The following is a 23,397-nucleotide window of genomic DNA, read 5'->3' on the forward strand; positions in this document are numbered from 1 at the left end:
GCCCAGCGGTTGAGGGTGGTGCCGTCCGCGGCCAGGGTGAGCCAGGTGCCGTCGCCGAGCGCGACGGGGAGCGCACCGCACCCCTGACGACGCGGAGGACCGTGCCGATGGCGGCCCATACGCCCGGCGCGGCGTCGCCAGGGCCTCCTGGAACTCGCCTGCGGCATCATCTGCCTCCGACGAGCCCGCACGTCATCCTGAAACGATCGGTCAGTGGCCGCGCGGTGCGGTGACGTCGTACGAGATGCGCCCCGCGGGCAGGTAGAACAGCGCGATGAGGGCGCCTCCGCGGACCTCGGGGTAGTGGTGGCTGCCGGGGGCGGGGGCGGTCCAGCCCGGCCCCTGCCAGCCGCTGGGGCCGGCGAGCTGCGCGTCACGGTCGACGGGCGCCACGAGGTTGATCTCGCCGTAGGGGTGGGCGTGGTACTGGCCCCGGTAGCGGGCCTGGCTGTTCATGTACACCGCGGTGATGCTGAAGTACTGCGTCTCCGCCGAGGGCGGTGCGATGAGGCTGCGCCGGTAGTTCGGTCCGTCGACCTCGGCGTTCGCGGCCCAGCCCTCCTCGATGCCGAGCTTGATCAGGCGCGAGAGGTGCCCGTACAGCTCGCTGTGCGGGCCGTGGGTGCCGTTCAGCCAGTCCTCGAGTTCCTTGCCCGCGGTGCGGTTCCTGACCGCTTCCAGGAAGGGGATGCTGCGCTCGATGAGCTCGCGTCGGTGATCCATCGTCCGTCCTCCTCGGCGCCCGGGGTGGCCGTCGCACCCCGTCGGTGCCAGGGTGACAGCAGGTTTCGTTACCGTCAATGATTGTAACTTAACGTCGGAGTCCCCGCTGCACGCCGATCAGCGTTACAGTTCCTATCTGTAATGAATTGTCCGCTCTGACCCGTCTCCCCCGTCGTGGGGCGGCGGGCCGGTCGAGGAGGCGAGGCCCGTGCACGAGCCCATCAAGCGTGCGGGGAGCCATCACACCCATGGCCGTACGGCGCTCCGCGGGCTGAAGCGGTCCAGGTCCTGGCGGGCATGGCGGCTGTCCGAGGCCGGCACCCCCGTCGCACTCGTGCTGATCATCACGACGATCGGTTTCCTCGCGCCCTCCGACGTGCACCTGGCGTCCCTGCTCATCGCCGCGCCCGCCCTGATGGCGGCGATCTCGACAGCACGCGCCACCACCGGGGTGGCCGCGCTGTCACTGGTGGCCGCGGTGACCTGCGACGTCCACGACGGGCTGCTCCGCTCCCCCGTCCTGCCGACGCATGTCGCGGCCCTGCTGGTGGTCTCCGTCTTCCTCATCGCGTTCTGCAGCACCCGCGACCGCAACCGCCGGGAGGCGAGCCAGCTGCGGGCGATCTCCGAGGCGGCGCAGCAGGTCGTCCTGCGGCCCCTCCCCCGGCGGATCGAGAACCTGCGGGTCGCCTCGGTGTACCGGGCGGCCGAGACGATGGCCGAGGTCGGAGGCGACCTGTACGCCGCGGCTCGGACGCCGTACGGCACCCGGCTCCTCATCGGTGACGTCAAGGGCAAGGGCCTGCAGGCGCTCGACGACACGGCGGCGCTGCTCGGCGCCTTCCGCGAGGCGGTGCACCAGCACCCCACCCTGCCCGGCCTGGCCGCGGCGCTGGAGGGCAGCGTGCGCCGGCACGTGGCCGAGGCGTCCGAGGCCGACGCCGACGCGCCGGAGCGGTTCATCACCGCACTGCTGGTGGAGTTCCCGGCCGGCGGGGGTCTCGTGCGCACGGTCAGCTGCGGGCACCCGTTGCCGCTGCTGCTGCGCGACGGCCGCATCACCGCCCTCACGGGCCCGGCGCCCGCGCCGCCGCTCGGCCTGGCCGGCCTCGACCCCGCCGCGTACCGCGTGGACCGCTTCCCGCTCGCCCCGGGCGACCTGCTCCTGCTCTACACCGACGGCCTCGCCGAGGCCCGGGACCGCTCGGGCGCCTTCTACTCCGTGTCCGACCTCGGGATACCCCGGGACACGGTCGTGTGCGACCCGGAATCCCTGCTCCAGGAAGTCCTGGCGGACCTGCTCCGCCACACGGACGGGCGGCTCAACGACGACGTGGCGCTGGTGGCCGTGCAGTGCCCGCCCGCGGGCTGACGCGCGGCTGCGCCGTCCCGCTCAGGAAGCCGGGTCGTCCAGCTCGATGCGGGCACCGTCAGCGTCCGGCGGCCACAGGGGCTCGGGCACCCGCGCCCCGAACGACGCGCCCCACCGGTTGCGCGACGAGACCTCGTGGACCGGACGCCGGTTGGCGGCGACCCCCCAGCGGCCCAGTGGATACCCGAACGCCAGCATCGCGATCATCCGCCAGCCATCCGCAGTGGGCACGCCCAGCAGGTCGCGGACGGTGTCGGCCTCGTAGCGCAGGACCGTGGTCAGCACGCCGCCGATGCCCTCGGCTCGCGCGGCCAGCAGCGAACTCCAGATGGCCGGGTAGATGTTCGCGCCGCCGTGGTCGTCCACCGCGAAGACGAAGACCAGCAGGGGGATCTCGGCGAAGTGCTCGACGAAGTGGTCCCCGGAGCTCTTGATGCGCCCCAGGGACTGCGCCCGCCGTGCGGGGTCCTCGTGCGGTGCCGTACCGAGCCGGCCCGCCTCGATGTCGGCGTACTCCCGCTGCCGGCAGGACGCGTAGAGCTCGGCGAGCCTCGCCTTGAGCCCGGGGTCGTCCACGGCGAGGAAGTGCCAGCGTTGCGTGTTGCCGCCGTTGGGCGCCCGGATCGCGGCGTCCAGGATCCGGCACTGGCTCTCCATCGGGATGGGATCCGGCTTCATGCGGCGCATGATCCGGGTCGTGTAGAGCGCTTCGTAGACGTCCACCGGTCAACTCCCAGGGCGCGAGCGGCAGTTACGTTACAGATATTTACCGTAACACCATCGGTAGTCGCCTGCCCGCGCCCCGGGGCCGCCCCGGCCTGCGCCGCGCCCGGCCGGATCAGCCGGAGCCGGCGGGGTGCACCGCGATGGCGGGCCAGACGGTGTCGACGAGGCGGTCCGGGATGTCCGCACCGGATCCGCCGGTGCGCAGGTAGTCCGCGAAGTAGCTGCCGAAGCAGAGGGTCACGACGGTGTCGAGGTCGACGTCCTCACGGACCTCGCCGCGCTCGCGGAGCCGCCGCAGGGTCTGCGCCAACTCGTCGCACCGCGGCCCGACCCCGTGCTCGCGCAACTGCTCCAGCAGGCCGGGTGCGCGTTCGACCTCCGCCATGAAGTTGCCGTGCAGGGCCATCGCGCCCTTGTTGTGGTACCGCGGATCGAGGCGGCGCACGGCCTCACGGAACGCCTCGACCCCGGTCAGCGCGTCCATGTCGACGTCCGGGTACGCCTCGCGCTGGGCGCGCAGTCCGTACTGGAGGGCGTCGACGACCAGGTCGTACTTGTTCGCCCAACGCCGGTACAGCGTGGGCCGCGTGACCCCGGCGTCGGCGACGATGTCCCCGATGGTCATCTGCGCGTACCCGTCGGCGACCAGCCGCTTGCGCGTCGCCCGGATGATCGCCTCCTCGATCGCCGGGTCCCGCGGCCGGCCACCGGCCCGCGAGCCGGCGCCGCGGTCGGCCCCCTTGTCGTCCTTGGCGCTTCCGGTGCGGTCGTCGCCGCTCATCCGCGGTCCTCTCTGTGCCCGGACACGGCCCCATGCCATCGATTGCGGGCATTACATTACATAAGTGTAATGTAACGGCCCCTCATTTCACCATGCGGACGCCTCTCGCGGGGTGCGGGCGCCGCGCCGGTGGGGGTGCCGAGCGCGGGCGGCGCAGCTATCGTACCGACTGGACGGTATGAACCGATCCCCCGCGAGCCCCCAAGGAGCCCCGCATGCCGCGCGCGAAGTCCAACGGTATAGAGCTCGAGTACGACAGCTTCGGCAGCGCCGGCGATCCGGCGCTGCTGCTCGTCATGGGCCTCGGTGCGCAAATGACGCTGTGGCGGCCGGAGTTCTGCTCCGCGCTCGCGGACCGCGGTTTCTTCGTCGTGCGCTACGACAACCGCGACGCGGGCCTGTCGACCGGTCTCGACGAGCACCCTGTCCCGGACATCGGCGCCGTGCTCTCGGGCGACCGCTCCAGCGTCCCCTATCTGCTGGCCGACATGGCGGACGACGCCGTGGGGCTGCTGGACGCGCTGGACATCCCGGCCGCGCACGTCGTCGGCGCCTCGATGGGCGGCATGATCGCCCAGCAGCTGACGATCGACCACCCCGGCCGGGTGCTGTCGCTGTGCTCGATCATGTCCACCACCGGCGACCGGTCGGTCGGCCGCGCCTCGGCGGAGGCCATCGCGGCGATGCCCGGCTCGAACGGCGTCCCCCTGACGCGCGAGGCCGTCATCGACGAGGGGGTCCGCAGGTCGGCCGTGATCGGCTCCCCCGCCTACCCGCCGGCTCCGCAGGAGCTGCGCGAGCGCGTGACCGCCGCCTACGACCGGGCGTACCGCCCGGAGGGCTACGTGCGCCAGTACGCGGCGATCCTCGCCTCCCCGGACCGCACGCCGGGCCTGTGGTCGGTGGCGGTACCGACGGTGGTCGTGCACGGCGAGCAGGACCCCCTGATCGACCACAGCGGCGGCCGGGCGACGGCGGCCGCGGTCCCCGGCAGCGAACTGCTGCTGATCCCGGGCATGGGTCACGACCTGCCGGAGCAGGTGTGGCCGGCGGTCGTCGACGCGATCGCCCGCAACGCCGCCAGGGCCACCGCCTGAGCCCGGACACCCGGTCCGGTCGTGCATGGCGGTGTCCGGCCCGGCCTGCCGGAGCCGGCCCGGACACCGCCACCTACCGCAGCCGCCGCACCGACGCCGCCGGCGGACGTTCGCGCAGGGCGCCGTAGCCGATGAAGTACGCGGGCACCCGCTTGAGCCAGGGTGTGGAGTTGAGCAGGCCGGCGAGCCGCCCCGCGCGATCCGCGTCGCCGAGCGGGGAGCGTCCGGCCAGCACCGGGGCGACGAAGCGGCGGTGGGCCAGGCGCTGCAGGGCCTGCGTGGCGGCCGTGGTCGGCCACCGGCGGAACTGGACGGCGCGTACGTCCCGCAACCCGACGCTGCCGCGGCGCAGCGGCTCCACGAGGTGGCGCGCGGTGGCGACGGCGTCCTCGACGGCGAGGTTGATGCCGATCCCGAACACCGGCGACATCGCGTGGGCGGCGTCGCCGATGCACAGCAGCCCCGGGCGGTGCCAGCGCTCCAGCCGGTCGCAACGCACGTCGAGGAGCTTCACCTCGTCCCAGGTGCGCACCGCGCGCACGCGGTCGCCCAGCCACGGCACCGCGGCCGAGTACGCGGCGAGGAACCGGTCCAGGCCCGCGGCCCGGCGGTCGGCGTCGCTGCCCTTGGGGATCAGCGCGGCGCACTGCCAGTACTCCCCCCGGTCGATCATCGCGGTGAGGAAGCGGTCGCCGACTCCGGCCACCAGCCCCTGCGGGTCGCCCGGGTGCCGCGGCACCCGGAACCACCACGCGTCCATCGGACAGCCGAATTCCCGCAGGCCCAGTTCCGGCCGCGACCGTGCCAGTGACCCGCGGCCGTCGCAGGCCACGGTCAGGGTGGCCCGCAGTTCGCCGCCGCCGCCCTCCGCGGTGCGGTAGCGCACGCCGGTGATCCGGCCGCGCTCCTCCAGGAAGGAGGTCGCCTCGGTGCCCATGCGCAGGGTGAACGTCGGCTCGCGGCGGGCCTCGTCCGCCAGGAGCGCGAGCAGGTCCCACTGCGGCACCATCGCCACGTAGTTGTACGGGCCCCGCAGGGTGGAGACGTCCGAGACGGTGACCAGGGACCGCCCGGGCCCGATCGGCAACTGGACGGTGGTGACGCGGCGTTGCGGCAGGGCGGCGAAGCGCTCGGCGAGGCCGAGTTCGTCCAGCAGGGCGAGGGTCGAGGGGTGCACGGTGTCGCCGCGGAAGTCGCGCAGGAAGTCGCCGTGCTTCTCCAGGACGGTGACCTCCACCCCGGCCCTGGCCAGCAGCAGGGCGAGCACCATGCCCGCCGGGCCGCCGCCCACCACGCAGCAGGTGGTCCGTTCCATCGCAGCCCGCCCTCCGCCGCCATCCGCATCCCGGCCCCGATATAACGGGACATATTATCCTTGAACGGTGCACATTGATGCCGTCATGAGGTGCCACGCACTCCCGGAGGCCTGATGAGCCAGCAGCCGGTCACCCTGCCCTTCACCGATCCGGCCTTCGTCGCCGATCCCTTCCCCCTCTACCAGGAGCTACGCCAGGAGGGCCCGGTGCGCCGCGCGGTCATCCAGGGCGAGCTGGAGGCCTGGCTGGTCACCCGGTACGAGGACGGCCTGGCGGCCCTGACCGATCCACGGCTGAGCAGCGACGTCCGCGACGCCGCGGACCCGCGGCTCATGGCGCGGCTGCCCACCACCGAGCGCGAGTCGATGATCCGCACGATGCTGCGCGCCGACCCGCCCGACCACACCCGGCTGCGCCGGCTGGTCTCCAAGGCGTTCACCGCCCGCCGGGTGGCCGAGCTGGAGCCGCGCGTCCAGGCCGTCACCGACGAGCTCCTCGACGCGATCGTCCCGGCCGGGCGCGCCGACCTGGTCGAGGACTTCGCCCTGCCGCTGCCGGTCACGGTCATCAGCGAACTGCTCGGCGTGCCCGTCTCCGACCGCTACGACTTCCAGCGGTGGACCGACGACATGGTCCTCCAGGGCCCCCAGCCGCCGGACCCGGCCAAGATCGAGGCGGCCTGGAAGCAGATGCACGGCTACCTCACGGCCCTGCTGGACGCCAAGCGGGCGCACCCCGGGGACGACCTGCTGAGCGCGCTGATCGCCACCCACGACGACGAGCAGCGGCTGGACCGGCACGAACTGATCGCGATGGCCTTCCTGCTCCTGGTCGCCGGGTACATCACCACCGTCAACCTCATCGGCAACGGCATCGCGGCGCTGCTCACCCACCCGGACCAGCTGCGCATGCTGCGCGAGGACCCTGGGCTGCTGCCCGGCGCGATCGAGGAGTTCCTGCGGTACGACGGGCCGGTCAACCCCGGCATCGCGCGCTTCGCCCGCGAGGACCTGACCATCGCGGGGGTGGCGATCCCGCGGGGCGCGACGGTGGTGGTCGCCTCCGCCATCGCCGACCGCGACCCGGCGCGGTTCGGCGACCCGGACCGCCTGGACATCACCCGGGAGGACAACGCCCACCTCGCCTTCGGGCACGGCATCCACTACTGCCTGGGTGCGCCGCTGGCCCGGCTGGAGGGCAGGATCGCCATCGGCACCGCCCTGCGCCGGCTGCCCGGACTCGCGCTGGCCGTTCCGCCCGAGGAACTGCGCTGGCGGCCGCGGGTGCTGCGCGGCCCCTCGCGGTTGCCCGTCACCTTCGGTTCCGCCGACAGCTGAGGCCGGGGCGCCCGGACCGGGCGCCGGCCGTGTCCGCACGCGTACCGCCGGGCGAGCCGTACAGGGGGCTCGCCCGGCGGGGCGGATTCGGCGGGAGCCGGTCAGATGCGTGAGCCTCCGGTGGGGCCCCTCATGTCCGAGGACTTCCCCCGGCCCGTGCCCGGCCGCATCGAGGACGCCGCCAGCGCGAGCGCCAGAGCGATGACGCCGACCACCACGTTGTTGACGATCGTGCGCGTCGTGTTGACGTTCCCCGCGATGCACCACGGCGAGATGATCGTCCACAGGCCGATGATGGCGGCGGCCCACGCCATGGAGTGCGTGCGCTCGAACGCCCTGCCCACGCCGCCCATGAGCATGGCGTACGCGATGCCGGCTATCAGGTTGCCGACGGCAATCGTCGACAGGCCGTTGAAGCCCACGATCCAGGGGGACGCCGCCAGGTAGGTGCCGGTCACCAGGCCCATGGCCTCGATCGCCTGGCCCCGGTTGGTGGCGGTCGTCCGTTCGTACTCCGCGCGCAGCGCCAGCAGGTCGGGGTGCTGCTCGATACTCGGTCGCGTAGAGGCCATCTAAACCATCCCCACTCATTTCGGACGTTTCACCCCACACTTACCCATGATGCGGCGGTCGAGACGTGGAGATTCGCGCGGGAGGGCACGAGCGGCCCGGAACGCCCTGGTCACGGGGTCCAGGAGCGTGCGACGGGGCGGGTCAGACGATCTGCTCGGTGTCGATCCGGGCGTCCACGCGCTTGTAGGCGTCCGGCTGCTGGGTGAGCACCGGAAGACCGGTGGACAGGGCCAGGTGCGCGGCGTGCGCGGTGGCGATGTCCGTCGCGCGCTCGTGGGCGATCTGCGCGACGGACCAGCAGGTGGCCTCGCCGAGCGCCCGGAAGACAAAGCAGGGCGCCGCCAGGGCGTCCTGGAGGCGTTCGTACACCTCACCGAGGACCGACTCGGTCAGGCCCTGCGCGAAGGGCACCGCCGGGACGTACAGCGGCACCGCGGTCTGGGCCGAGCGGATGACCCGGGCGACCATGTACGGCCGCCCCAGGGCGAGGGCCCGGACGGCGGTGTGGTCGAGGATGTACCCGCCGCTCACGCCGCCTGACCCGGGTCCGCGGGCGGAGCGGTCTCGAAGCCGCGCCGCGCGTCGGCGGAGGCGACGGCCTCGAGGGCGGCCTCCCACTCGCCGGGGTGGTCCTGGCGGGCCCGTGCGGCGAGCCAGTCGACGGCGCGCAGGGCGCGTTCGGTGCGCTGGAGCCGTTCGGTGACGGCCGCCTCGATGAACGCGGACCGGTTGCCACCGGGGCCACCGGCCAGCTTGTCGACCGCGGCGACGGTGTCCTCGTCGAGGGTGATGGTGACCTTCTGCTTCGCCATACGGTCACCATACCGATGTATGGCCGCACGGGGGACGATCGTCACCCGACCGGACGACCGCGTGTCGGACCCGGATGGGACGATGTCCCCCGCAGTTACGGACTCAGGGGAAGGCTGCACCGGCCATGTCGCTCATCCACCACACGACGCTGACGCCGACCAAGCTGGAGCTGCTCACGCAGTGGCTCCCCCGGCAGCCCTGGTACGCGGGCACGGGACGGGCGCCGGAGCTCGTGAAGGCAGGCGGTTTCCGCCTGGACGACCCCCTGGGCGAGGTCGGGGTGGAGTTCATGGTGGTCACCGACCAGGACGGCGCCGCGTACCACGTGCCCATGGCCTACCGCGGCGCGCCGCTGGCCGGCGCCGAGGGCGCGCTCATCGGCACCACGGAGCACGGGGTACTGGGCAAGCGCTGGATCTACGACGGCGCGCACGACCCGGTCGCGGTGGCCCAGTTGACCGCCCTGGTACGAGGTGAGACCGAGGCGCAGGCCCAGAGCCTCAGCGACACGCCCGACCCGACCGTCGCCTGCCACTACGCCGGCCCGGTGGACGCCGCCGTGTCCGGCGCCGGATCCGTGACCGACGGCCCGGAGGCCACGACCGACGTCACCCTCGACGCGGGCCCGGCCGGACACCTGGTCCTCCGCGTGACGCGGGCACTGCGCCCCGGCGCTGTCGACGGCACCGCGGGCGGCGCGCTCGGTCACGTCGAGGCCCGCTGGCAGCAGCCGGACGGCACCGAGGCCCGAGCGGTCTTCGCCGCCCTCCGGAAGGCCGCCGCCGGCTGAGCGGCGGGACGACTGAGCCACGGGGCGACGATCGCCGAACTGCCGTGCGTGCAGGGCGCTTTCGGTAATCTCCCGCCATGAAGATCATGGGGGGTGTGGCGGTGGGAGCCGTGTTCGGGACGGTCACCTCGCTCGTCAACGCGCTGTCGTCGCCGTACACCGATCTCGGGGCCCCCGTCACCGGCACCCTCTGGGGCGGCGCGGCCAAGGTGCTGAGCCTGCTGCTGGACGCGGGCTGGTCCTGGGCCGCGCTCGCGGTGGCCGCGGGCCTGCTCGCCGGGACCACCGCCCGCGGCATGCTGGCCGGACCGCTGGCGCTGATCGCCGCCACGGCGACGTACTCCGCGATGGACCACCTCCTGGTGGACGCGGGCAGCGACGTCCTCCTCTGGGCGGTGGTCGCGGTGTTCTTCGGTCCGATGCTGGGCATCGCCGGCGCGGCCGTCCGGCGGCCCGGCCTGACCGGCCTCCTGGCCGCGTTGACGGTGCCGGTCGGTGCCGCCGTCCAGATGGTCGTACTGCCGCCCCGGCCGCATATGACGGTGACCCCGGCGATCGCCGTGGCCGAGGCCCTGGTCTGGACGGCCGCGGCGGCCGGTGCGGCGTGGGCCGTCCACCGCTTCCTCGCCGAGCGGCGTGCCGTCAGGACCGGGTGACGGCCCCCGCTCACCGAGCGGGGGTATGCCGCCTGGCGGAGACTGGGAGGAGCACGGTCGTGCCGCCGTGATCGTCGAACGGGTCGCCCCAGGGAGCGGACATGCGCATCGACCTCACCGGACGGACCGCCTTGGTGACGGCATCGACGCAGGGCATCGGAGCGGCCATCGCGGCCGGGCTCGCACGGGCCGGAGCCCGCGTGGGCGTCAACGGCCGCGACCCGGACCGCGTGGACCAGGCCCTCAAGGAGCTGCGGGACGAGGTGCCGGACGGCGAGTTCGTCGCCGTCGGAGCCGACGTGGCCACCGACCAGGGCGCCGAACGGGCCCGCGAGGCCGTGCCGGACGTCGACATCCTCATCAACAACCTCGGCGTCTACGGCGCCAGGGACGCACTCGAGATCGACGACGCCGAGTGGCGCCGGTACTTCGAGGTCAACGTCCTGTCCGCCGTCCGCCTGACCCGGATGTACATGCCGCGGATGCTGGAGCGGGACTGGGGCCGCATCCAGTACATCTCCAGCGAGTCCGGCGTGGCGATCCCCGTCGAGATGGTCCAGTACGGGATGACGAAGACGGCGATGCTCGCCCTCGGGCGCGGCTTCGCGAAGAAGGCCGCGGGTTCGGGCGTCACGGTGAACTCGGTCCTGGTCGGTCCGACCCGTACCGCGGGCGTGGAGGAGTTCGTCCAAAGGCTCGTCGGCAGCGAGTTGCCCTGGGAGGAGGCGCAGCGCGTCTTTATGCGCGAGCACCGCCCGCAGTCACTGCTGCAACGCCTCATCGAGCCGGCGGAGATCGCCAACATGGTGGTGTACCTCAGCTCCGACCTCGCGTCGGCCACCACCGGCGGCGCCGTGCGTGTCGACGGGGGCTGCGTGGACGCCATCGTCCCCTGAGGCGACGTCAGGCGCCGGGTCGCGTCAGCCGCCGGGTCGCGTCAGGCGCCGGGTCGCGTCATCCGTGCCGTGCGCTCCAGCCAGGCGGCCGTGACCGAGCTGTGTCGCTCGACGACGTCCTCCGGTTCCCCGTTGAGCAGGGCGAAGGCCACCTGCTCCAGGCCGAAGGTGAGGTACCACGTCCACGCGCGGTGCAGGGTCGGCCGGTCGACCGCCGCCGCCACCTTGTCCCAGCCGTGCCAGGCCAGGCAGGCGGCGTCGACGGCCGGATCGAACGGCTGGGCGAGGTCCCAGTCCAGCACGCCGACCACCCGGCCGTCGTCGCTCCAGTGCAGGTTGCCGCCGGCCAGGTCGCCGTGGACCAGGGACGGTTCGACCGGGGGAAGCTCCAGGGCGGCGCCCACGCGGCGGCGCGCCTCGGCCCGCCACGTGCGCGGCAGCCGGGGGACGACGTCGCGCTCCATCATCTCGGCCCACCGGTCACCGCCCGCGTATTCGTGCGCGGCACCCAGCAGGCCCTGGAGGTCGCGGCAGTCCACGCCCTTCAGCGCCCGCAGCAGCCCTGCGAGGTGTTCCGCTCCGCCACCCCCGCCCCGGGGTGCGGGCGTTCCTCCCAGCCAGGACAGCGCGACAGCGGTGTGCCCCGCCACCCGGACCACGTCGGACAGCGGGCGCGGCACGGCGAAGGGCAGGTCCAGGGCGCCCAGGCGGCGCAGCAGCTCCACACGCCGCGACAGCGCCGCGACCGCGGTGGGGTTCCTGGCGACGCGCACGACCGCTACGCCCGGAAGCAGCACCACATGGTGCGAGCCACCGACCGCGAGGGTCGCGCCGCGCAGGTCGCGTCCCGGCAGCAGGGCCGCGGCCACGCTCAGCAGTTCCTCGGGCACGTGATCGACCATCACCGCAGCGTAGGGCCCCGGCACGTGACGCGATAGCCTTTCGATCATGGCGGACTGGAACATACGGCCGGCTGCGGCCACGGACGTCGAGGCGGTGGCGGAGCTGCGCGCCGTGGTGATGCGGGCCGACCTGGAGCGGCTCGGGCGGTACGACGAGCACCGCGTGCGGCAGCGCCTGCGGGACGCCTTCGCGCCGGAGCACACCTGGGTCATCGACGTGGGCGGCGCTCTCGCCGGCTGCGTCGCCCTGCGGCCTGCCGGGGACGCCCACTGGCTGGAGCACTTCTACCTGGATCCGCGCCTGCAGGGCGGCGGCATCGGCACGGCCGTACTGCGGGAGCTGCTGGAGCGGTGCGACCGGGACGGCGTCCCGGTCAGGCTGAACGTGCTGCGGGGCAGTGCGGCCCGGCGGCTGTACGAGCGGCACGGGTTCACCGTCGACACCGAGGATCCGGTCGACGTGTTCATGGTCCGCGAGCCCGCCGCCGTGTGCGGCGGTTGACCCCTGGGGGTCGCCGGAGCGATCCGGTCAGCCGCGCGGGCGCTCGTCGCGCCGGCCGGCGCGGGGCGGCCTGGCCGTTCCGTGCAGCTTCTTGGCGTAGGCGCGGTACCGCCTGCGCGACCGCATCGGCATGAGCACACGGACGCGCAGCGGGGCGCCCTTCAGGAGCCCCTTCATGACGACGGGGTCGCCCTCGTAGAGGGTCATCCCGAACTGCAGGTCCAGGCGGTCCCGGGGCGTCACGGACGCGCCGTGGCCCCCGAGTTCGGCCCACTCCGCGGCCGTGATGTGCCGCTCGGCCAGCGGCAGGATCGTCTCCTCCTCCAGCCGCATGTGCTCGAACGCGATGCGGTTCAGCCGGTCGGCGATCCCGGCGACCATCGTCCCCTGCGTGGAGGAACCGTTGACGCGCCAGCTCCGGACCGCCCCGGCCAGTTCGTCGCAGACGGCGTGCAGCTGCTCGTGCTGCTCCTCCATCACGTGTACCAGCGGGGCGAGTTCGTCGCTGACGCGCTCCAGGAGCCGGGGCCACAACCCGATGTCCTCGCCTTCGTGGTGCCCGATGAGCGCGGAGAGCATGATGTCGACGTGCTCGGCCACGACGCGGGCCCGCGCCAGGTCCCCGTCGGCGACGCCCCGCACCAGCGCGGGCGTCAGCTCGAACTCCCGCCGGAACATCGTGTGCACGACGTGCATCTCCTGGACGTTGGCCATCGGCACGGCGTTGTCGGTGCTCATCTGCTCTTCCCGGTCGGAGACACGTTGCACGGCGGCCCCGGGCACGGCGAAGGCCCGCATCACCCGGAAGCCAGATACTTGCTTCGTCAAGTACATAACCGGCCTGCCGCGCATGTCAACCCGGCCACGACCGTCCCGGCCCTGCTCCGTGCGCCGCCGTGGTCAGACCTCCTGCGGTCGCATCAGTGCCAGGTCCCCGCCCCACGCGTCCAGCACGGCGCCGTGCCCGGCCCGGCGGGCCGCCGTCTCGACGCGGGCGAAGAGCTCCCGCTGCGCGGACACGTCCCCGGTCGCCGCAATGGTGTCCGCGGCGTCGAGCAGCATGCGGGCGTCCCAGCCGGGCAGGGGGAACCTGGCGAGTTCCCACTCCAGGTACTTGTTGTACGGGCGGGGGCGCCGGTCGAGGGCGAAGAGCAGTTCCAGCAGGAACCCGATGCTGTCGGCGGCGTCGAGCCGCGCCGCGAGCGCGTGTCCGTCGCGGTCGTTCTTGAGCGAGCGGTAGAGGGAGTTGGCGTAGGCGTCGAGCCACCGGCCCGCGTCCCGGGACGCCTCGACGGCGTCGAGCCGCGCCTTGGCGGCCACGATCCGGGCGATCCCGCCCCGGAGCCGGTCGAGCACGGTCCGGGCGCGCGCGAGGGCGTACCGCTCGAACCCCGGCATTCCGGCCGCGCGGAACTCCTCGAGGGAGACGATGACGAGGTCCAGCTCCGGTGTGCGGTGCCCTGCGAAGCGCGTGAGGGCCGTCGTCGCTCCGTCGGCGACGACGACGTACAGGTCGTGGTCGGAGTGTTCGGTGGTCATGCCCTCGTTGGGCCCGCGATCCTTTGAGGACGAGTCCGACGACAGCCGGGTCGGCGGTCGCGATTTCGACGAACGCTTCGTAGGTGAGGGGCTGCCGAGAGGTCACTCACTCGCTCCGGGGGTGAGAAGGGTGTGCCCGGGCCTGGGCCGGTCACGCCCAGACGCGGGACGCGTAGTCGAGGAAGTTGCGGCCGAGGATCTTCTCGATGCGCTCGGAACGGTACCCGCGGCGTTCCAGGAGGCGGACGAGTTCCCGGAACTGGTCGACGCCACGGAGGTCGACGACGAACGGGTAGGTGTCGGCGCGTTCGCCCGCGGCGCCGACGCCCGCCTCGCGGCGCCGGCCGACGTGTTCGGCGAGGGCGGTGCGGTAGGCGTCGAGGTCGTCGACGGGGGTGATGGTGCCGTCGGTGCCGATGCCGACGTGGTCCTCGCCGCAGACGTTGACCGCGTGGTCGATGTGCTCCACGACGTCGGCGGCGCGGGCGTGGCCGGCCGGGTTGAGGAAGGGCATGAAGTAGATGCCCACGAAGCCGCCGCGGGAGGCGACGAGGCGCAGTTCCTCGTCGGTCTTGTTGCGGGGCAGGTCGGTGAGGGCCCGGCAGCCGGTGTGGTTGACGGAGACGGGCTGCCGGGAGGTCTTGGCGGCCTCCAGGCAGGTGCGTTCGCCGCTGTGGGAGAGGTCGACCATCACCTGCTGGTCGTTGAGCGCCTCAACGACCTCGTGGCCGAAGGGGGTCAGCCCTCGGTTGGCGGGGGCCATCGATCCGTCGCCGATGTGGTTGGCCTGGTTGTACGTCAGCTGGATGACGCGGACGCCCGCCTCGGCGAAGGTGGCGACGCGTCCGGGGTCCTCGCCGACGGCCACGGCGTTCTGGAAGCCGTAGATGACGCCGATCCTGCCGTCGGCGTGGGCGCGGTGGACGTCGGCGACGGTGCGGACCTTGGTGAGGTCGGCCGGGTGGTCGCCGATGATGGCGTCCCAGACGTCGATCTCGCGCAGGGTGTGCTCGTACGGGGGCAGGTCACCCATCGTGTAGCCGAGGGTGATGTTGACGGCGGTGAGGCCGGAGGCGTGGGCGTCGGCGAGGGCGCGGGCGTCGATGGTGAGCTGGTCGCTGGAGGGGTTGAGGTGGGCCGCGGCTTCGGCGGACGCGGGGGCGTTGGGGTTGTCGAGCTGACCCAGCGCGTTGACGATCACGGGGGTGGGGTTCACCGGCGCTCCTCGAACTCGGCGCGGTCGAAGCGGTGTCCGCGCTTGACGGTCAGGGTGACGCTGCGCAGGTTGGCGATGTCGCGCAGCGGATCCTCGTCCAGGACGACGAAGTTGGCCAGCTTTCCGGGTTCGACGCTGCCCATGGAGTCCTCGGTGCCGGCGGCACGGGCGCCGATGAGCGTGGCCGAGCGCAGGACGTCCGCGATGGGGATGCCGCAGCGTTGAACGAGGAAGGCCAGTTCGTCGTGGAGCGCCGGGAAGGCGGCCCCGGGGGCGGTCTCGTGGTCGGTGCCGGTGGAGATGGCCACGCCCGCCCGGTGGGCCTGGGCGGTGACGGCGGCGGCGAGCGCGGTGTTCGCGCGGGCCCGGGCGGAGTCCTCGGGTCCCCCGCCGGCCAGTTCGTCGCTCTCCCACATGCAGGCGGTGGCGTCCAGGACGGTGCCGCGCCGGCGCATGAGGGCGAAGAGCCGGTCCAGGTGCGGGTCGTCCCCGGCGGTGAACCGGGCGTGGTCGACGGGGGGTTTGCTCTTGTAACTGGTGAGCCCGTCGGGGGTGCCCTCGAAGGCGAGCAGGGTGACGTGGGAGACCGTGTCGACACCGGCGGCGACGACCTGGCCGGGCGTCGCCGGGAACACGGTGGCGTGCGCCCAGACGGGGATGCCCTGGCGGTGGGCCTCGGCGGTGACGGCGGCGACCAGGTCCGCGTCGAGGTCCGCGTAGACCTTGATGGCCGCGGCGTACGTACCGCGGGCCATGGCGACCGCGAGGGGCAGGTCGGTGGCGGGGGTGACGGCCTGCATCCAGGGCACCTCGCCGGGCACGGCGCCCTGGGAGACCTGGTGGGTGCGCGGGTCGTCGAAGAACCCGGGGCCCGCCATCAGGGCGGCGTAGCGGATGTCGGGGCCCGGGATCTCGCCGACGAGGGTGGCACGGGCGAGGTCGCCGATCTGCCGCAGGTCGTCGGCCATGTCCCGGACGGCGGTGATGCCGCTGTAGACGTGACGGCGCAACGCCGCCTCGGCCGCGGGACGGTCGGGCGGGGTGGCGAGGTGCTGGTGGGTGTCGATCAACCCGGGGATGACGAAGCGTCCGTCGAGGTCGAACACCCGGGCGCCCTCGGGGAGCCGGGAGGCGAGGTCGGCGTCGGGCGCGACCGCGGTGACCTTCTGCCCGTCGGTGACGATCGTGGTCGCGGGCCGGGGCGGCCGGCCGGTGCCGTCGAAGAGGGTCGCGCCGCGGTAGACCGCGGTCGTGCCCGCGCCGGGCGCCGCGTAGGGGGTGGGGGCGCCCTGGGACTGGTCGGCCATGCTCACCTCGGCTGTTGCAACCTGCGTAACATCTGTATCGTCTGGGGAAACGCTCGGTACTGTACTGCAGCCGCCGGGGAACGAGAAGGAGTGGCCGCGATGCCCGAGGCCCCGCGTACCGCGGTGGACAAGGCGCTCGACCTCGTCGAGGCCGTCACGCGTGCGCCGCGTCCCGTCCGCCTGACGGACCTGGCCGGCGAGGTCGGCCTGCACCGCGCGACGGCCTACCGGATCCTGCTGGACCTGGTGCGCAGGGGCTGGGTGCTGCGGGCGGGTGACCGTTATCTGCCCGGCACCGCGGTGCTGCGGATGTCGGCGGCCGCGGCGGGGAACTCACTGAACGCCCTGGCCCGCCCGGTGCTGCAGGAGCTGTCCGACCTCACGGGGATGATGGTCAACCTGCAGGTGCTGGAGGCCGACCGGGCCCGGGTGATCGACGTCGTCCGGCCGGAACGCCTCGCCATGATCAGCCACTTGCTCGGCGAGGCGCTGCCGGTGCACCGCTTCGCCGGGCCGCTGGCGCTGGTCGCGGCACTCGACCCGGCGGCACGCGCGCCCTACCTGCGTCCCGCCGAGGCCGAAGGGCACCCGCTCGACGGGGACGACGGACTGCTGGCCGACATCGCGCGTACGGAGCGGACGGGGGTGGCCGTGGAGCGCGGACGCAACGAGAAGCTGGTCGCCTCGATCAGCCGCGCCGTGACGCCCGGCCCGGGCGCCCCCGTCTGCGCGCTCACCGTCGTCGGGCCGGACACGGAGTTCGGTCAGGCCCGGCTGCCCGCCCTGGAGCGGGCGCTGCGTGACGCCACCGACGAGCTCCGGCGCATTCTGACCGATCCTCAGGGAGCCACGTCATGAGCGGTCTCCTCGTCCTCGACCGGGCGCAGACCCGGGCCGCGCTCGACGCCCGCCGCGTCGTCGACGCCGTGGCCACGGCCCTCGTCGCGATCAGCCGCGGCGAGGTGTCGGCGCCGCCGCGGATCGCGGCGCGCACCCCGGCCGGGTTGCTGGGCGCGATGCCGGGCCATGTTCCGGGGCTGGGCCTGGCGGCGAAGCTGGTGTCGGTCTTCGGCGATCCGGCGCTGCCCGGGCGCAGTGCGCACCGGGGCATGGTCGCGTTGTTCGACGAGCACGACGGGCGCCCGCTGGCCCTGATGGACGCCGAGTCGCTGACGGCCGTGCGCACCGCCGCGGCGGCCACGCTCGGGGCGCGGGCGCTGGCCCGCCCCGGGGCGCTGCGTCACACCGTGGTCGGCACCGGGGCCCAGGCCCGCGCCCAGATCGACCTGCTGGCGGAACTCCACCCAGCCGCGGAGGTCGTCGTCGCCGGCCGTGACCCGCGGGGCGCCCGTGAGGCCGCGACCCGCCACCCGGGGGCGCGCGTGGCGGAGGGCATCGAGGAGGCGGTGCGCGGGGCCGACGTCGTCTTCTGCTGCACCGGGGCGACGCGTCCGGTCGTACGCCGCTCGTGGCTCGCGCCGGGCACGCACGTGAGCTCCGTCGGCGGTTCCCACGGCCCCGAACTCGACGCGGAGACCGTTCGGGACGCCGCGCTGTTCGCCGAGTGGCCCGGCGCCGCCGGCTCCCCTCCCCCGGCCGGGGCCCACGAACTGCAGGGTCTCTCCCCCGGCCGGGCGGTCGTCCTGCTCGGCTCGGTGCTCGCCGGTGACCACCCCGGACGCGGCGAGGCCGGCGGGCTGACCGTCTTCAAGTCCACGGGGCACGCGGCGCTCGACGTGGCCGCCGCCCATGTCGTCCACGCCGTCGCGCGTGCGGAGGGACTGGGCACGACCGTGGACATTTGACATCCTCCCCGTCCTAAGGGACGGGGATTCCTGGCTCACGCGGGCTGGGAACCAGCGGTCCGCCAGCGCTTGCACGATCGGCACCAGCCGGGTTGAGACCAGCCCGGACCAGCATCACGCGGGCGGAGTTCTTGTCCCTGGGGGACACGGCTCCGCACTCGTTCCACACCCACCGGCAACGCGCCCACTCCGCCTCCAGACCGGCACCCGCCGTGGACGACACACGCAACCTGTAGGTGTACCGGGCATGCCCGCGCCCCTGCCCGGTCAACGCTGTCGTCGTCACGCTGCGGAACCTGACAGCCCCCACCGACAACGAAAGAGAACGCAGCTCAGAACCGACACGCAGAGAACTCCGTCGCTTCACGGCTCCCACCCAAGCACCAACACCTCCCCGGCCTGAAAGCCCGGGCACCCTGGGAGACACCAGGTGCACGATTCCTACCGCAAGAGACCAGGAGCGCGAGCCTTGCAGCAGCCACAGCAAACGTCACAGCACCGGGCACAGCGGCAGCCACTGGACGGCGTCACCGTCGTCTCCCTGGAGCAGGCCGTCGCCGCGCCGTTCGCGACCCGTCAGCTGGCGGACCTCGGCGCACGGGTGATCAAGGTCGAGCGGCCGGGCGGTGACTTCGCGCGGGAGTACGACAAGGCCGCCAAGGGTGAGTCCGCGTACTTCGTCTGGTGCAACCGCGGCAAGGAGAGCGTGGTCCTGGACCTCAAGGAGGAGGGCGACCACGCGCTGCTCGACCGGATCCTGGCGGATGCGGACGTCTTCGTGCAGAACCTCGCCCCCGGTGCCGCCGGGCGGCTCGGCCTGGGCGCGGAGGTGCTGCGCGCGCGGCATCCGCGGCTGATCTGGTGCGGTGTCTCGGGCTACGGCGACGACGGGCCCTACGCGGCGAAGAAGGCGTTCGACCTGCTGGTGCAGTGCGAGTCGGGGCTGGTGTCACTCACGGGCACGCCGGACAGCCCCGCGCGGGCGGGGATCTCCATCGCCGACATCGCGGCCGGGATGTACGCGTACACCGGCGTCCTGACCGCGCTGTACGAGCGTGAACGCACCGGCGAAGGCAGCGCCTTCGACGTGGCGATGCTCGACGCGCTCGGCGAGTGGCTGGGGCAGCCCCTCTTCCACGGCCTGTACGGGAGCGCGCCGCTGACCCGCAGCGGCGCCCGGCACCCGTCGATCTCGCCGTACGGCGACTACCGGGTGGGCGACGGCGGGGAGGTCTTCGTCAGCGTGCAGAGCGACCGCGACTGGGTCGCCCTGTGCGAGAAGGTGCTGGAGCGGCCCGGGCTGGTCCGTGATCCGCGGTTCGCGGACAATCCGCTGCGCCACGCCCACGACGACGAGCTCACCGCGATCCTGGAGGAGCACTTCGCCGCCTTCACCGCCGACGAGGTCCTGGAACGTCTGGACGGCGCCGGGATCGCGAACGCCCGGCTGCGGTCGGTCACGGAGTTCGCGGCCCACCCGCAGCTCGAGGCCCGCGACCGCTGGCGGGAGTTCGGCACGCCGTCCGGCCCGCTGCGCGGGCTGCTGCCGCCGGTCACGGTACGCGGCCGCGAGGCCCTGATGGGTCCTGTCCCGGCGCTGGGCGAGCACACGGACGCCGTTCGCGCCGAGTTCCGCGGCGCACGGGAGGGGGCGGAGGGCGGTCGGTGAGCGACCACACGGCGATCGCGCCGGATCGACGGCTCGTCCCCCAGCCCGAGCTCACGGGCCCAGGCACGTCGCGCTGCGGGTCAGGGAGCAGGTGACGAAGGCCCGCGGATGACCATCGGTGCTGCGGCCTCGGCGCGGGCGCGAGCCGTGGCGCTCTCGACCTCGTCACGGGTGACTTCCATGTAAAAGGGTTCCCCATGGGCGTCGGTGATGTCGATGACGATGCCGGTCCACTCCTCGGCGGGCTCCTCGGGTACATGCCCGAGCTGGTATTCGGCCTCCCGAAGCAGTTCCTCCGTCACCCGGACCCCGGTCAGCCGCTCGGCGAGGGCAAAGGCCGCGGCCTTGGTGTCGACGCCCCCGCCTGTCCCGTATTCGTCGTCCGACAGCGCCCATCCCACCTCGAGGATCGACGCGTTGAGGGCATCGGGGGTGCTGCCTGCCCTGACTGTGGGCCGCTCGAACGTGGTCCGGAGTTCCCCGTCCTCATACCAGTGGAAGAAGTCCATGGGCTTGCCTCCGTTGCTGGAGTGCACCACGGCGCGCCCGCCCGCCGACAGGGCCTCCAGGAAGCGCGGCTGCATCCCCGTGCCCCCCTCTCCGACGTGCAGGACGAGCGTCCAGTCGCCGCCTTCACCCGGGACGGTGAACGCGCCCGCGACGAAGGAGTCGTCCCAGTAGTCCATCGGGTCGCGCAGTTCGTCCTGCCGCTCGATCAGCGCGTCGGCTCCCGTACATGTGCCCTGGGGCTCCGCCCCCATCACTCGCAGCACCTCCCCCGGAGTGACACCCCGCGCCAGGGTCAGGGTGTACCCACACTCCAGCGCGTAGCCGAACAACGGAGAGGAACGTATCCAGGCATGGTCATGTGCGGTCGCCGAGGTCATGCATCACAGTCTGCCCGCCGCCACCGACAGGGCCGCGAAAGGGGCCCGGCGTCGGCACAGGTCGCGGTCCTTGCCGTAGACAGTGTCTACGGGCTGCTGGTAGACACTCCCCCATGACCGATGGCGGCTCCCTGCGGGAGCGACTTGTCGATGCCGGCGTGGACCTCGTGCTGGCCGGAGGCACCGCGTCGGTGGGGCTGCGCGAGATCGCACGGCGGGCAGGGGTGTCGCACGGGGCGCCACGGCGCCACTTCCCCACGCACGATTCCCTGCTGTCGGCGATCGCCCGGCGCGGATTCGAGGACCTGCACGCGCGCTTCGCGACCGCGACCGCCACCGCGGACGCGGCAGCACCGCGTGCCCAACTGGCGGCCGCCGCACGGGCGTACGTCGGGTACGCGCTGGACCACCGCGGCATGTTCGAGCTGATGTTCCGCCACGACCTGCTGGACGGCGCGCCGCAGGGGGACGGCGGTCCGCGGCTGCGGGAGACGTCACTGCCCCTCTTCGGGGCCCTCGTCGAGCTCGTCACCCGGTGCCGGGCCGAGCAGGACTCCGCCGTGGTGGCCACCGCGCCGCCCGCCCCGGTGACGGCCGCCGCCCTCTGGTCGAACCTGCACGGGCTCGTCCAGCTGTGGACCTGGGGCAGTCTCCAGGTCGTCCTGGGCGCCGACGACCCGGGCGAGGAGTCGCTGCGCCACGAGCAACTCCTCACGGCCGTCCTCGACGCCCACCTCGGGCCGGTGCCCGCGTGATCTCCCCCGCGCGGCAGCGGCTCGCGCTGGCGGCGAGCGTCGCAGGGGCCGCGGTCGTCGCCCTCGACGGTGGCGTCCTGCTGGTGGCGCAGCCGAGCCTGCAGCGGGATCTCGGTGCGAGCGTCGCCGAGGTCCAGTGGACCAGCACGGGCTACCTGGTGGCGGTGGCGGCACTGCTCGTGCTCGCGGGCCGGCTCGGGGACCGCTACGGGCACCGGCGCCTGCTCTGCGCCGGCGTGCTGGGTTTCGGGGCGGCGTCGGCCGGGATCGCCGTCGCGGGCGGCGTCGGGTGGGTCATCGCGCTGCGCGTCGCCCAAGGCGTGTTCGGCGCGCTCCTGCAACCCGCGACGCTGGCGCTGCTGCGGCTGGCCTACCCCGAGGACCGGCTGGGACGGCCGATCGCCGTCCGGACGAGCGCGCTCGCGGTGGCCGCGGGGGCCGGTCCCGTCCTCGGCGGCCTCGTCGTGGCGCACCTGGGATGGCGCGCGGTGTTCTGGATCAACGTCCCCCTCGCGCTGGCGATCGCCGTGCTCACGCTCGCCGTCCGGGTGCCCGTGCCGCAGCGGCCGGACGACGGCGGAGGCAGGGTCGGCACGGCCGGGGCGGCCCTGCTCGCGCTGGCGCTCGCGGCCCTCGTCCACGCCCTGGCGGACATACCCGAGCGGGGGTGGACGGCTACCGGTACGGTGCTCGAACTCCTCGCCGTGGCGGGCGCCCTCGCGCTGCTCGTCGCGTACGAGCGGCATGCGAAGCATCCCAACGTGCCCCGCGCGGTGGCCCGTTCTGTGCCCGTGACGGCGTCCGTCGCCATCCTGCTGGTGACGACCGCGGGGCTGTTCGGCACATTGTTCCGGGCCACGTTCTACCTGCAGGACGTGCTGCGTCTCGACCCGCTGGCCACGGGGCTGAGGGTGCTCCCGCTGACGGCGCTCATGGTGCTCGGCGCACCCGTCGCAAGTGCCGCGCTGCGCCGCTACGGCCCGCGCCGTACCGCCCTGTGCGGCACGCTCCTGGTCGTCCTGGGCATCACGCTGCTCTCGCGGTCCGGGCCGGGCAGCGCGTGGGCAGCCATGGCCGCCGCGTTCGCCGTGCTCGGCGCGGGCTTCGCCACCGTCATGGTGACCGCCACCGCTTCCGTGGTCGGCGACGCGCCGCCCGGGTACGCCGGGGTCGTCGGGGGCCTGAAGCAGACGGCGATGAACGTCGGCCCGACCCTCGGCATCGCGGTCGCGGCCGGCACCACGGCTACGGCCGGGGTGCCGGGCGCGACGATGAGCACGACCCTCTTCCTCCTCGCCGGGCTCGCCGCGCTCGGCCTGCTCCCGGCGTCGCTGCTGCCCCGGCCCGCACGGGCATCGGCCTCGCCGGCCGGCTGACCGGCTGGGAGACCTGGCCTATGCGGCACTTCCCCTCGAACCCCGACAGCCTCAAGAACGACCCCGTGACGCTCGTCGACGAAGAGGGGACCTGCTGGGTGCTCCACCGCAAGCGCCTGGATCTGCGCGCCGTCCGCCGGCTCGTCGGGGGTGCGGCGATCCCCCTCGTCTGGGGGGGACATGGGCGGCATCGGCCCCCGTCCGACCACCGCGGCCGAACGTCCCGGGCTGTGGAGCCTGGTCAAGGGCGCGTACAAGGGCCCCGGCGGGCCCTGGGCGACCGGCCGCTACCTGGCCCATGAGTTCCGGACCGGGGCGGGCCGCCGCATGGTCTACGTCGAGGACCACTGAACGCCGCC

25 protein-coding genes and 2 pseudogenes are annotated in these 23,397 nt (G+C 73.4%); 13 read left to right on the plus strand and 14 right to left on the minus strand.

What is annotated here, in order from left to right:
• Positions 1-210: 210 nt before the first annotated feature.
• Positions 211-723, minus strand: coding sequence for a 4-hydroxylaminobenzoate lyase (locus ACFYYN_RS34965; protein ID WP_500548901.1), 513 nt, complete (start codon positions 721-723; stop codon positions 211-213).
• 208 nt (positions 724-931) lie between these two features.
• Between ACFYYN_RS34965 and ACFYYN_RS34970 the strand changes: the two genes are divergently transcribed.
• Positions 932-2,095 carry a PP2C family protein-serine/threonine phosphatase gene (locus ACFYYN_RS34970; protein ID WP_500548902.1) on the plus strand — a complete coding sequence of 388 codons (1,164 nt, stop codon included), beginning with the start codon at positions 932-934 and terminating at the stop codon, positions 2,093-2,095.
• A 21-nt stretch (positions 2,096-2,116) separates the two neighbouring features.
• On the opposite strand, the gene ACFYYN_RS34975 is transcribed toward ACFYYN_RS34970, so the two are convergent.
• Together ACFYYN_RS34975 and ACFYYN_RS34980 are read right to left on the minus strand one after the other, a co-directional pair.
• Complete coding sequence (locus tag ACFYYN_RS34975) at positions 2,117-2,818, minus strand: nitroreductase family protein (RefSeq protein ID WP_500548903.1); 702 nt, start codon at positions 2,816-2,818, stop codon at positions 2,117-2,119.
• Between the two features lie 115 nt (positions 2,819-2,933).
• Complete coding sequence (locus ACFYYN_RS34980; RefSeq protein WP_500548904.1) at positions 2,934-3,602, minus strand: TetR/AcrR family transcriptional regulator; 669 nt, start codon at positions 3,600-3,602, stop codon at positions 2,934-2,936.
• 215 nt (positions 3,603-3,817) lie between these two features.
• On the opposite strand from ACFYYN_RS34980, the gene ACFYYN_RS34985 reads away from it, so the two are divergent.
• A complete protein-coding gene (locus ACFYYN_RS34985) occupies positions 3,818-4,699 on the plus strand; it encodes an alpha/beta fold hydrolase (RefSeq protein WP_500548905.1) in 882 nt (293 codons plus the stop codon).
• A gap of 73 nt (positions 4,700-4,772) precedes the next feature.
• On the opposite strand, the gene ACFYYN_RS34990 is transcribed toward ACFYYN_RS34985, so the two are convergent.
• Positions 4,773-6,014, minus strand: a complete 1,242-nt coding sequence (locus ACFYYN_RS34990) for an FAD-dependent oxidoreductase (protein ID WP_500548906.1) — start codon at positions 6,012-6,014, stop codon at positions 4,773-4,775.
• Positions 6,015-6,128: 114 nt separating this feature from the next.
• Here ACFYYN_RS34990 and ACFYYN_RS34995 point away from each other — a divergent pair, with 114 nt between their 5' ends.
• Positions 6,129-7,352 carry a cytochrome P450 family protein gene (locus ACFYYN_RS34995; RefSeq protein ID WP_500548907.1) on the plus strand — a complete coding sequence of 408 codons (1,224 nt, stop codon included), beginning with the start codon at positions 6,129-6,131 and terminating at the stop codon, positions 7,350-7,352.
• Between the two features lie 101 nt (positions 7,353-7,453).
• On the opposite strand, the gene ACFYYN_RS35000 is transcribed toward ACFYYN_RS34995, so the two are convergent.
• The 3 genes from ACFYYN_RS35000 to ACFYYN_RS35010 all read right to left on the minus strand — a co-directional run bounded on the left by ACFYYN_RS35000 (position 7,454) and on the right by ACFYYN_RS35010 (position 8,737).
• Entirely contained in the window at positions 7,454-7,924 is a 471-nt protein-coding gene (locus ACFYYN_RS35000) for an SPW repeat protein (RefSeq protein WP_500548908.1), read from the minus strand.
• Positions 7,925-8,066: 142 nt separating this feature from the next.
• Positions 8,067-8,456 (minus strand): hypothetical protein, encoded by a 390-nt coding sequence (locus tag ACFYYN_RS35005; RefSeq protein ID WP_500328836.1) that lies wholly within the window; start codon positions 8,454-8,456, stop codon positions 8,067-8,069.
• Positions 8,453-8,737 carry a ribbon-helix-helix domain-containing protein gene (locus tag ACFYYN_RS35010; protein WP_499509169.1) on the minus strand — a complete coding sequence of 95 codons (285 nt, stop codon included), beginning with the start codon at positions 8,735-8,737 and terminating at the stop codon, positions 8,453-8,455. The genes ACFYYN_RS35005 and ACFYYN_RS35010 overlap by 4 nt, the downstream gene beginning before the upstream one ends.
• 125 nt (positions 8,738-8,862) lie before the next feature.
• Between ACFYYN_RS35010 and ACFYYN_RS35015 the strand changes: the two genes are divergently transcribed.
• The 3 genes from ACFYYN_RS35015 (at position 8,863) to ACFYYN_RS35025 (ending at position 11,080) form a co-directional block, all read left to right on the plus strand.
• Complete coding sequence (locus ACFYYN_RS35015) at positions 8,863-9,528, plus strand: maltokinase N-terminal cap-like domain-containing protein (RefSeq protein ID WP_500548909.1); 666 nt, start codon at positions 8,863-8,865, stop codon at positions 9,526-9,528.
• A 77-nt stretch (positions 9,529-9,605) separates the two neighbouring features.
• Positions 9,606-10,184, plus strand: coding sequence for a hypothetical protein (locus ACFYYN_RS35020; protein WP_500548910.1), 579 nt, complete (start codon positions 9,606-9,608; stop codon positions 10,182-10,184).
• A gap of 101 nt (positions 10,185-10,285) precedes the next feature.
• A complete protein-coding gene (locus tag ACFYYN_RS35025; protein WP_500548911.1) occupies positions 10,286-11,080 on the plus strand; it encodes an SDR family NAD(P)-dependent oxidoreductase in 795 nt (264 codons plus the stop codon).
• 41 nt (positions 11,081-11,121) lie between these two features.
• Here the strand turns inward: ACFYYN_RS35025 and ACFYYN_RS35030 are convergent, their stop codons facing one another.
• Positions 11,122-11,982 (minus strand): phosphotransferase, encoded by an 861-nt coding sequence (locus ACFYYN_RS35030; protein ID WP_500548912.1) that lies wholly within the window; start codon positions 11,980-11,982, stop codon positions 11,122-11,124.
• 46 nt (positions 11,983-12,028) lie between these two features.
• Here ACFYYN_RS35030 and ACFYYN_RS35035 point away from each other — a divergent pair, with 46 nt between their 5' ends.
• Entirely contained in the window at positions 12,029-12,484 is a 456-nt protein-coding gene (locus tag ACFYYN_RS35035) for a GNAT family N-acetyltransferase (protein WP_500548913.1), read from the plus strand.
• 27 nt (positions 12,485-12,511) lie between these two features.
• On the opposite strand, the gene ACFYYN_RS35040 is transcribed toward ACFYYN_RS35035, so the two are convergent.
• The 4 genes and pseudogenes from ACFYYN_RS35040 to ACFYYN_RS35055 all read right to left on the minus strand — a co-directional run bounded on the left by ACFYYN_RS35040 (position 12,512) and on the right by ACFYYN_RS35055 (position 16,546).
• Complete coding sequence (locus ACFYYN_RS35040) at positions 12,512-13,222, minus strand: hemerythrin domain-containing protein (RefSeq protein ID WP_500548914.1); 711 nt, start codon at positions 13,220-13,222, stop codon at positions 12,512-12,514.
• Positions 13,223-13,384: 162 nt separating this feature from the next.
• Positions 13,385-14,129, minus strand: a pseudogene (locus ACFYYN_RS35045) (hypothetical protein).
• 45 nt (positions 14,130-14,174) lie between these two features.
• The gene (locus ACFYYN_RS35050; protein WP_500548915.1) at positions 14,175-15,239 is read right to left on the minus strand and encodes a dipeptidase; all 1,065 of its coding nucleotides are present in this window, start codon (positions 15,237-15,239) and stop codon (positions 14,175-14,177) included.
• Complete coding sequence (locus ACFYYN_RS35055) at positions 15,236-16,546, minus strand: amidohydrolase family protein (protein ID WP_500548916.1); 1,311 nt, start codon at positions 16,544-16,546, stop codon at positions 15,236-15,238. Before ACFYYN_RS35055 ends, ACFYYN_RS35050 begins: the two co-directional genes overlap by 4 nt.
• A gap of 99 nt (positions 16,547-16,645) precedes the next feature.
• Here ACFYYN_RS35055 and ACFYYN_RS35060 point away from each other — a divergent pair, with 99 nt between their 5' ends.
• A complete protein-coding gene (locus ACFYYN_RS35060; protein WP_500548917.1) occupies positions 16,646-17,404 on the plus strand; it encodes an IclR family transcriptional regulator in 759 nt (252 codons plus the stop codon).
• Positions 17,401-18,351, plus strand: a complete 951-nt coding sequence (locus ACFYYN_RS35065; protein WP_500548918.1) for an ornithine cyclodeaminase family protein — start codon at positions 17,401-17,403, stop codon at positions 18,349-18,351. The genes ACFYYN_RS35060 and ACFYYN_RS35065 overlap by 4 nt, the downstream gene beginning before the upstream one ends.
• 13 nt (positions 18,352-18,364) lie before the next feature.
• On the opposite strand, the pseudogene ACFYYN_RS35070 reads toward ACFYYN_RS35065, so the two are convergent.
• A pseudogene (locus ACFYYN_RS35070) lies at positions 18,365-18,508 on the minus strand (RNA-guided endonuclease TnpB family protein); the annotation flags it as partial.
• Positions 18,509-18,820: 312 nt separating this feature from the next.
• Here ACFYYN_RS35070 and ACFYYN_RS35075 point away from each other — a divergent pair.
• A complete protein-coding gene (locus ACFYYN_RS35075) occupies positions 18,821-20,020 on the plus strand; it encodes a CaiB/BaiF CoA transferase family protein (RefSeq protein WP_500548919.1) in 1,200 nt (399 codons plus the stop codon).
• Positions 20,021-20,100: 80 nt separating this feature from the next.
• Here the strand turns inward: ACFYYN_RS35075 and ACFYYN_RS35080 are convergent, their stop codons facing one another.
• Complete coding sequence (locus ACFYYN_RS35080; RefSeq protein ID WP_500548920.1) at positions 20,101-20,907, minus strand: DUF6461 domain-containing protein; 807 nt, start codon at positions 20,905-20,907, stop codon at positions 20,101-20,103.
• Positions 20,908-21,020: 113 nt separating this feature from the next.
• On the opposite strand from ACFYYN_RS35080, the gene ACFYYN_RS35085 reads away from it, so the two are divergent.
• The 3 genes from ACFYYN_RS35085 to ACFYYN_RS35095 all read left to right on the plus strand — a co-directional run bounded on the left by ACFYYN_RS35085 (position 21,021) and on the right by ACFYYN_RS35095 (position 23,389).
• On the plus strand, positions 21,021-21,662 hold the full coding sequence (locus ACFYYN_RS35085; RefSeq protein WP_500548921.1) for a TetR/AcrR family transcriptional regulator: 642 nt from the start codon (positions 21,021-21,023) through the stop codon (positions 21,660-21,662).
• The gene (locus ACFYYN_RS35090) at positions 21,659-23,038 is read left to right on the plus strand and encodes an MFS transporter (protein WP_500548922.1); all 1,380 of its coding nucleotides are present in this window, start codon (positions 21,659-21,661) and stop codon (positions 23,036-23,038) included. Before ACFYYN_RS35085 ends, ACFYYN_RS35090 begins: the two co-directional genes overlap by 4 nt.
• A 180-nt stretch (positions 23,039-23,218) precedes the next feature.
• Complete coding sequence (locus ACFYYN_RS35095; RefSeq protein WP_500548923.1) at positions 23,219-23,389, plus strand: hypothetical protein; 171 nt, start codon at positions 23,219-23,221, stop codon at positions 23,387-23,389.
• The last annotated feature ends 8 nt before the right edge of the window (positions 23,390-23,397 follow it).

The sequence above is a fragment of the Streptomyces sp. NPDC001902 genome (assembly GCF_042891295.1).
In the GTDB taxonomy this organism is placed as follows: domain Bacteria; phylum Actinomycetota; class Actinomycetes; order Streptomycetales; family Streptomycetaceae; genus Actinacidiphila.